Consider the following 6,872-nt stretch of genomic DNA (forward strand, 5'->3'; position numbering starts at 1 on the left):
GTTCGGCGCCGCGCCGCAGCAGCAGGCCGGTCGCGCGGTCCACGGCCGGGTCGCGCAGCGGGCGCGCCACCAGCACGGGGTGCGGCTCCCGCGGCAGGGCGAGGCGCGGCACCACCGCCACGCCAAGTCCCGCCTCCACCAGGCCGAGGCTGGTCGAGAGGTGCTCCGCCTCGTAGTGCCAGGCCGGCTGGATGCCGCGCGGCAGCAGGGCGCGATCCAGGATCAGCCGGTTGCCGGAGCGGCGGGAGACGCCGACCAGCTTTTCCCCCGCCAGGTCCGCCCAGCGCACCACGCGGCGCCGCGCCAGCGGATGGTCGCGCCGGCAGGCCAGCACGAAGGGGTCGCGGCGCAGCGGGTGGAACACCACCTCGGGGTGCGCGGCGCCTTCCATGCCGATGCCGAACTCGGCGGCCGCCGTCGCCACGGCGTCGATCACGCCCTCCGCCGAGAGGTCCATGGCGCGGACCCGCACGGCCGGGAATCGGCGGGCGAAGGCGGCCAGCGTGGCGGGCAGGAAGTAGTAGGCCGCGGTCGGTATGCAGGCGATCGTGACGAGGCCGCGGCGCTGCGCCGCCGTCTCGCGGATGCCGAGCAGGCTCTCCTCCAGCTCGTCGAGCAGGCGGCGGGCGCGTGGCAGGAACTCCCGACCGGTCTGGGTCAGTGCGACGCGGCGCGTGGAGCGCGTGAGCAGCGCGACGCCGAGCTCGGCCTCCAGGGCGCTGAGCCGGCGGGAGATGGCGGGCAGTGAGAGGTGCAGCGTCTCCGCCGCCGCGGTCAGGCCGCCGGCCTCGGCGACGGCGACGAAGGTGCGGAGCTGGTCGAGGTCGATCGCCATCGCGGCAAGGTGGCGCAGTCTTGCAGCCGCAGCAACAATCCTGCCAATCTTTGCACTTATCGGGCAGCCGCGCCTGCGCGATAGGGGCGCCCGAGGAAGCGCCCGCAGCAGTTCCCGCCCGTCCGCGTGCCGAATGCCCCGAACAGCGGGTGGCGCGCCGGGGCGACGCCCGGCCCTGTGTCGAGCCTTCCGGAAGTCGCGACGCCAGGAGGCCCCGCCATGCTGAACCGCCGGATGCTGCTCGCCGCCATCCCCGCCCTGGCCGCCGCGCCGGGCACCGCGATGGCGCAAGGCGAGGCTGCCTATCCCAATCGTCCCATCCGCATCCTGCTCGCCTTCGCGCCGGGCGGCGGCACCGACCTGATCGCGCGCACGCTGGCGAATGCGATGTCGCCGGTGCTGGGCCAGCCCGTCGTGGTGGAGAACCGACCGGGCGCCGGCGGCAACCTGGCGACCGAAGCGGCGGCGCAGGCGCGGCCCGACGGCTACACGGTGCTGATGGGCAACCACGGCCCGATGAGCGTGAACGTCTCGCTGTTCCGCAACATGCGCGTCGATCCCGAGCGCGCGCTGGAGCCGATCGGGCTGGTCGCCGATGCGCCGCTGCTCGTCGTGGTCGGGCCGAAGTCCCGCGCGCGCACGCTGCGCGAGCTGCTGGAGGAGATCCGCGCGGCACGCGGCAACATCACCTATGGCAGCGCGTCCAACGGCTCCGCGAGCCACCTGGCGGCGGCGCTGCTGCTGCAGATGACGGGGCTGGAGGCGGAGCACGTCCCGTTCCGCGGCGCCGGGCCGGCGCTGACCGACGTGGTGGCCGGGCACCTGCACTTCATGATCACCACGCTGCCCTCCGTGGTCGGGCTGCTGCAGGGCGGACAGCTGCGCCCGCTGGCCGTCACCGGCGACACCCGCATGACGATCCTGCCCGACATCCCGACCGTGGCCGAGACGGTGCCGGGCTACAAGGCGACCGCCTGGTACGGCCTGCTGGTGCCGCGCGGGACGCCGGAGCCGATCCGCGCTCGCCTCTTCGCCGCGATGCGCGAGGCGCTGGCCAATCCGGAGGTGGTGCGCCGCCTGCGCGACGAGGGCGCGGAGCCCTCCGCGCTGGACGGCGCCGGCTTCGCGGAGTTGATCCGCTGGGAACGCGAGCGCTGGGCGCAGGTGGTTCGCCAGGCGCGCATCACCGTGGACTGAACCGCTCTGCCGCGCCCGGCCGCTGCCGGGCGCGGCAGAGCCGTCACAGGATGAAGTCCGCTGCCGTGACGTGCGGCGCGTTGCTCAGCAGCAGCGAGAAGTCGTACTGCCGGTCGCCATCGACATCCGCCTCGACGAAGGTCATGCCGGCGGCCTGGTAGGCGCGCAGCTGCCCGATGGGGCCGTTCCCCAGGAAGTTCTCGCCCACAAAGGTGAAGGCCTGGTTGCCCGAGGCGACGGCGTTCGCGTCGAGCGCCGAGAGGTCGATCCTGTCGATCATCGGCTGGAAGTCGATGATGGCGTCGTTGGTGCCGAAGGCCGTGCCGGAGCTCTCGGCCAGGCTGCCGAACCAGAAGCGGTCGGCGCCGCCGCCGCCGGCCAGCAGGTCCGCGCCCATCCCGCCGATGATCAGGTCGTCGCCCTGGCCACCCTCGATGGTGTCGTGGCCGTCGCCGCCCCAGAGCTGGTCGGCGCCGTCCTCGCCGCCGATCCAGTCGTTCCCGGCGCCGCCCGCCACGGTATCCAGGCCCGCTCCGCCGCGCGCCGTGTCGTTGCCTGCGCCACCGTCCATGACGTCGTTGCCGGCCCCGCCGCCCATCGAATCGGCGCCGTTGCCACCGTGCAGCGCGTCCTCGCCATTGCCGCCGTACAGCCAGTCGTTGCCATCTCCGCCGCGCAGCAGATCGTTCCCGTCGCCGCCGCCGAGGTTGTCGTTGCCGGCCTCGCCGTTCAGGGTGTCGTTGCCGGCGGCGCCGCTCAGCAGGTCGTTGCCGCCGCCGCCATTGGCCCAGTCGTCTGCCGTACCGCCGGTCCAGCTGTCGTTGCCTGCGGTGCCGCTGAAGTCGGGCAGTTCCACGGGCACGGGGTTCAACACGACGGGCCCGTCGCCGAGCAGCAGGCGCGGCGCCACCTGCACCGCCGGCAGCGCCGTGGATGCCTGAAAGTGGAAATCCTGCAGGACGACGCCGTCGTCCTGGAAGCTCCGGTGGAAGTCCTGGAAGCCGGCGCCGCGCATGGTGTCCTCCTCTCGCTTGGCTCAGGGAGGGTTAAGGCGACGTCCTGTCACGGACGCTTCGCTGCCGAGGCGGACCGCTTCGCTCACGCCGACACAGTTTGCATGCGTGCCGGTCCTGTTTCGCGTCCGGTCGCGCCGGCCCTTGATCCCACGGCGTGACCCTGGTCAGCTTGCGGCGAAGGATCCTGGGGGGAGGACTCGATGCGCAGACCCATGCTGGTCGCGGCCCTGGCCGCGTCACTCGCCGCGCCGGCGACGGCACAGCAGCAGCCGGTCGCGCCGCAAGGCGCGCTGGATGCCGTCAGCCTGCAATCCTGGGGCAGCTTCCATGCCGGTGGGCGGGAGGTGGTGATCTCCGGCCAGCCCGTGCGGGAGGTGCTGTTCAGCCCGGGCGGCGTGCCGGCGCGCGTCGATCCGAACGGCACCTACATCATGGGCATGATGTACGCGCAGTACATGATCCCTGCCAATCCGCGCGGCCAGGCGCCGATCCTGTTCTGGCATGGCGGCGGCCTGTCGGGCGTGAGCTACGAGACCACGCCGGACGGCCGCGAGGGCTGGCAGCACTTCTTCCTGCGCCGCGGCTGGCCGGTCTATGTCAGCGACGCGGTGGAGCGCGGTCGCTCCGGCTGGACGCTGATCCCGGAGCAGACCGGCGGCCAGGCGATGACGCTGACCGTGGACAATCCCTTCGAGCGCTTCCGGATCGGTGCCGGGCCCGGCAGCTTCCAGCGCAACGAGGTGCTGCCGGGCAACCAGTTCCCGGCCGAGCGCGAGAGCTACCTGAACTTCATGCGCCAGATCGTGCCGCGCTTCACCACGACGGACGAACTGACGCTGGAAGCCTATCTCGCGCTGCTCGACCGCGTCGGCCCCTCCGTGGTGGTGGCGCACAGCCAGGCCGGCCTGTTCGGCTGGCGTGCCGCGCAGGAACGCCCGGACAAGGTGCGTGCGCTGGTGCTGGTGGAGCCCGCGGCGGTCGGCGACCCGGCGAAGGTTGCGGCGCTGCGGAACATTCCCGTCCTGATGGTCTATGGCGACTACATCGCGCAGGACAGCCGCTGGCCGACCATCCGCGGCAACGGCGTGCGCTTCGCCGAGCAGGTGCGCGCTGCCGGGGGCAGCGTGGACGTGGTGGACCTGCCGGAGATCGGCATTCGCGGCAACAGCCACATGATCATGATGGACCGCAACAGCGATCAGGTTGCGCAGGTGATCCAGGACTGGCTGGCGCGACGCGGGCTCTACCGTTGACGCTGCGCGCCGCGGGGGGATAGCTGCGTCGGCATGACGCAGGACCTGTTCTCCCTTGCGGGCCGCGTGGCGCTGGTGACCGGCGCCTCCGGCGGCCTCGGCCGGCATTTCGCCCGCGTGCTGCACGGCGCGGGCGCGCAGGTGGCGCTGGCTGCGCGGAAGCCCGAGACCGTCGCGGCGGATGCCGCGACCCTCGGCGACCGCGCCATGGCGGTGGCGTTGGACGTGACCGATGCGTCCTCCGTCGTCGCCGCGCTGGATGCGGTGGAGGCGCGCTTCGGCACCTGCGATTTGCTGGTGAACAACGCCGGCATCGCCGCGACGAAGCCCTTCCTGGAGCACGCGGCAGAGGATTGGGACCGCGTGATGGCGGTGGACCTGCGCGGCGCCTTCGTGATGGCGCAGGCGGCGTCTCGGCGCATGGTCGCGGCGGGGAAGGGGGGCGCGATCGTCAACATAGCGTCGATCCTCGCGACGCGCGTGATCCCCGGCGTGTCGAGCTACTCCGCCGCGAAGGCGGGGCTGGTGCACCTGACGCGGCAGATGTCGGTCGAACTCGCGCGGCACCGCATCCGCGTCAACGCGATCGCGCCGGGCTATGTCTCCACCGACATCAACCGCGGCTTCTTCGAGACGGAGGCCGGCCTTGCGCTGATCAAGCGCATCCCCCAGCGCCGGCTCGGCACGCTGGACGACCTGACGGGCCCGCTGCTGCTGCTGGCCAGCGAGGCCGGGGCGCACATGACCGGCAGCGTCGTCACGGTGGATGGCGGGCACTCCGTCAACAGCCTCTAGGACAAGCGCCATGGATTTCTCGCTGCCGCCGGACATCGAGGATGTCCGCCGCCGCGTCCGCGCCTTCGTGGACGAGCGCCTGATCCCGCTCGAGGCCGACCGCGCCAGCTACGACGAGCACGAGAACATCCATCCTGAACTGCTGAAGCGGATGCGCGCGGAGGCGAAGGCGGCCGGGCTCTGGGCGCTGCAGATGCCGAAGCACCGGGGCGGCGGCGGGCTGCCCGTGATCGGCATGGCCGCCTGCTACGAGGAGATGAACCGCTCCATCTTCGGACCCGTCGTGTTCAATTCGGCGGCGCCGGACGACGGCAACATGATCGTGCTCGAGAAGGTGGCGACCGAGGCGCAGAAGGCTCGCTGGCTGCAGCCCATCGTGGACGGCGCCGTGCAGTCCGCCTTCGCCATGACGGAGCCCGATGGCTGCGGCAGCGACCCCGGCCTGACCTATACGCGCGCCGAGCGCGTGGGCAACGACCGCTGGCGCATCACCGGCCGCAAGCACTACATCACCGGCGCGGGGGAGGCGAAGCACTTCATCCTCATCGCCCGCACCAGCGACGACGAGCGCAAGGGGCTGACGGCCTTCCTGTTCCATGCCGACCAGCCTGGCTGGGAGATCGTGCGCCGCATCCCGATCATGGGGCCCGAGGAGCATGGCGGCCATTGCGAGCTGCGCTTCGATGGGCTGGAGATCCCGGACGAGAACATCCTGATGAATGTCGGCGACGGGCTGAAGCTGACGCAGATCCGGCTCGGCACCGCGCGCCTCACGCATTGCATGCGCTGGCTGGGCATGGGGCGCCGCGCGCTCGAGATTGCGATGGAGCGGATCAAGGTGCGCGACAGCTTCGGCATGAAGCTGATCGACCGCGAGAGCGTGCAGGGCCTGATCGGCCAGGCCGCGATGGAGCTGGAGATCGGTCGCCTGCTGACGATGAAGGCCGCCTGGGTGCTGGACCAGGGCGGCTTCGCGCGGAAGGAGGTCTCGATGGCGAAGATCGTCGTGGCCGACGCGCTGCACAAGGCGGTGGACACGTCCCTGCAACTGCTCGGTGCGCGCGGCTATTCCAAGGACACTCCGGTGGAGTGGATGTACCGCTACGCCCGCCAGGCACGCCTGGTGGATGGCGCGAGCGAGGTGCATCGGATGGTGATCGCGAACTTCCTCCGCCGCGAGGGCGAGCGCTTCTTCCAGTGGGGCCAGCGTGACTGACGAGCAGCTTTCGCGGCTGCGCGACTGGCTGGCCGGCGCCGCGGGCGATGCCGGCCTGCGCGTCGTCGCCGCGCGCAAGCTCTCCGGTGGGGCGATCCAGCAGAACTGGGCGCTGGATGTCGAGACCGGCGGCACGGCGCAGCACTGGGTGCTGCGGACGGACAGCGCCGCGACCCTCGCCGTCAGCCTGCCGCGTACCGCCGAATACGCACTGCTGCGTGCCGCCTGGGATGCCGGCGTGACCGTGCCGGAGCCGCTGTTCCTCTGCGAGGACGCAGCCGTGGTTGGCGCGCCCTTCTTCGTCATGCGCCGCGTCGCGGGCACCGCGCTGGGCCCGCGCGTGGTGAAGGACGCGACGCTGGGCGGGGGGCGGGAGAGGCTGGCAGAGGCGCTGGGGCGCGAACTCGCCCGCATCCACCGCATCCGTCCGCCGCGCGCCGACCTGCACTTCCTGGGCGAGCCGCCGGCCGATGCCGGACGCGCCGCCATCGCGACGATGCGCGCGCGGCTGGACGCCGCCGGCACGCCGCGTCCCGTCATCGAATGGGGCCTGCGCGCCG

7 protein-coding genes are annotated in these 6,872 nt (G+C 72.2%); 5 read left to right on the forward strand and 2 right to left on the reverse strand.

The genetic code is table 11. The annotated features are described in order from the left end of the window. Window positions 1–835 (reverse strand): LysR family transcriptional regulator (locus tag OZN99_RS21975; RefSeq protein WP_270937393.1); only part of this gene is annotated, 835 nt, incomplete at its 3' end. Between the two features lie 219 nt (window positions 836–1,054). On the opposite strand from OZN99_RS21975, the gene OZN99_RS21980 reads away from it, so the two are divergent. Continuing rightward, window positions 1,055–2,032, forward strand: a complete 978-nt coding sequence (locus tag OZN99_RS21980; protein WP_270937394.1) for a Bug family tripartite tricarboxylate transporter substrate binding protein — start codon at window positions 1,055–1,057, stop codon at window positions 2,030–2,032. Window positions 2,033–2,075: 43 nt separating this feature from the next. On the opposite strand, the gene OZN99_RS21985 is transcribed toward OZN99_RS21980, so the two are convergent. Beyond that, window positions 2,076–3,047 (reverse strand): calcium-binding protein, encoded by a 972-nt coding sequence (locus tag OZN99_RS21985; protein WP_270937395.1) that lies wholly within the window; start codon window positions 3,045–3,047, stop codon window positions 2,076–2,078. Between the two features lie 201 nt (window positions 3,048–3,248). Between OZN99_RS21985 and OZN99_RS21990 the strand changes: the two genes are divergently transcribed. The 4 genes from OZN99_RS21990 to OZN99_RS22005 form a co-directional block, all read left to right on the forward strand. After that, entirely contained in the window at window positions 3,249–4,301 is a 1,053-nt protein-coding gene (locus OZN99_RS21990; RefSeq protein ID WP_270937396.1) for an alpha/beta hydrolase family protein, read from the forward strand. Window positions 4,302–4,334: 33 nt separating this feature from the next. Further along, window positions 4,335–5,096, forward strand: a complete 762-nt coding sequence (locus OZN99_RS21995) for an SDR family NAD(P)-dependent oxidoreductase (RefSeq protein ID WP_270937397.1) — start codon at window positions 4,335–4,337, stop codon at window positions 5,094–5,096. 10 nt (window positions 5,097–5,106) lie between these two features. Further along, window positions 5,107–6,312 carry an acyl-CoA dehydrogenase family protein gene (locus OZN99_RS22000; protein WP_270937398.1) on the forward strand — a complete coding sequence of 402 codons (1,206 nt, stop codon included), beginning with the start codon at window positions 5,107–5,109 and terminating at the stop codon, window positions 6,310–6,312. Further along, window positions 6,305–6,872: phosphotransferase family protein (locus OZN99_RS22005; RefSeq protein ID WP_270937399.1), on the forward strand; the 568-nt coding region annotated here is incomplete at its 3' end. The genes OZN99_RS22000 and OZN99_RS22005, both read left to right, overlap by 8 nt.

Origin of the sequence: Falsiroseomonas oryzae, from assembly GCF_027856955.1 — a bacterium.
Classification (GTDB): domain Bacteria; phylum Pseudomonadota; class Alphaproteobacteria; order Acetobacterales; family Acetobacteraceae; genus Falsiroseomonas; species Falsiroseomonas oryzae.

What these genes read in the sequence shown, in the direction of transcription:
- OZN99_RS21980 (WP_270937394.1), top strand. Translation starts at nt 1,055, where the DNA reads ATGCTGAACCGCCGGATGCTGCTCGCCGCCATCCCCGCCCTGGCCGCC.
- OZN99_RS21985 (WP_270937395.1), bottom strand. Translation starts at nt 3,047, where the DNA reads ATGCGCGGCGCCGGCTTCCAGGACTTCCACCGGAGCTTCCAGGACGAC.
- OZN99_RS21990 (WP_270937396.1), top strand. Translation starts at nt 3,249, where the DNA reads ATGCGCAGACCCATGCTGGTCGCGGCCCTGGCCGCGTCACTCGCCGCG.
- OZN99_RS21995 (WP_270937397.1), top strand. Translation starts at nt 4,335, where the DNA reads ATGACGCAGGACCTGTTCTCCCTTGCGGGCCGCGTGGCGCTGGTGACC.
- OZN99_RS22000 (WP_270937398.1), top strand. Translation starts at nt 5,107, where the DNA reads ATGGATTTCTCGCTGCCGCCGGACATCGAGGATGTCCGCCGCCGCGTC.